At 55.4% G+C, this 974-nt stretch carries 1 protein-coding gene; it reads left to right on the forward strand.

The window, feature by feature from the left end:
* Positions 1-910 (forward strand): IS3 family transposase (locus HMPREF3088_RS01680; protein WP_070757969.1); only part of this gene is annotated, 910 nt, incomplete at its 5' end.
* Positions 911-974: the final 64 nt, after the last annotated feature.

A 974-nucleotide genomic window follows, 5' to 3' on the forward strand; every position in this document is an offset into this window, starting at 1 on the left:
AATGATCTCTTACATCGACGCGTATAAGGATCAGTTTGGGGTCGAGGCCATCTGCCGAGTCCTTAAACAAGCAGATCGTGGATTCATTACTTCACGCGGCTACCGCAAAGCCACCACACGTGTTCCCAGTGCAAGGACCTTAAGCGATAGCCTTCTCATCCCAGAGATACAGCGTGTGCATGCGCAGAATTTCTCGGTTTACGGTATCCGCAAAATGTGGCACGCGATGAACCGTGAAGGCTTTCATATCGGCCGCGACAAGACTGCACGTCTGATGAAGCTAGCTGGTGTTTCCGGCCGCAGACGTGGACGAACCCCCGTGACAACGACTAGCCCGAAGGCACCGGATCATCGCCCGGACCTAGTGCAGCGAAACTTTCGTGCACAAGCACCAGGAAGGTTGTGGGTTGCCGACATTACTTACGTTCGCACCCTGTCAGGATTCGCCTACACCGCGTTTGTCGTGGATGTCTACAGTCGAAAGATTGTTGGTGTTGCTACACGCTCGACGATGCGCACCGATGCGCTGCCTATGGAGGCCTTGGAGCATGCGTTAACGACTGCAGGGCGAATCCATGGAAACCAGCTGATTCACCACAGTGATCGGGGCAGCCAGTACGTGTCACTGAAGTATTCCACCGCTCTCGCGGATTCAGGAATCCGGCCGAGTGTGGGAACAGTCGGCGATTCTTATGACAATGCTCTAGCTGAGGCCGTCAACGGTCTCTACAAGGCGGAACTGATTCATGCCCAAGGCCCGTGGACGTCGGTCGGAGAAGTCGAACTGGCCACCTTGCGGTGGGTGCATTGGTGGAACACTAAGCGGCTTCACGAAGCTTTGGACTACGCCACCCCACAGGAAGTAGAAACCGAGTACTATCTCACCCAGCCCATCAACACAGGGGCGTAAAAGAAGCGGAACTAAACCCAGGACGCTTCAGTCCAGTGCCAGGTGATGACGTGGTCGTGGCTGG

This window comes from Corynebacterium sp. HMSC22B11, from assembly GCF_001815965.1.
Classification (GTDB): domain Bacteria; phylum Actinomycetota; class Actinomycetes; order Mycobacteriales; family Mycobacteriaceae; genus Corynebacterium.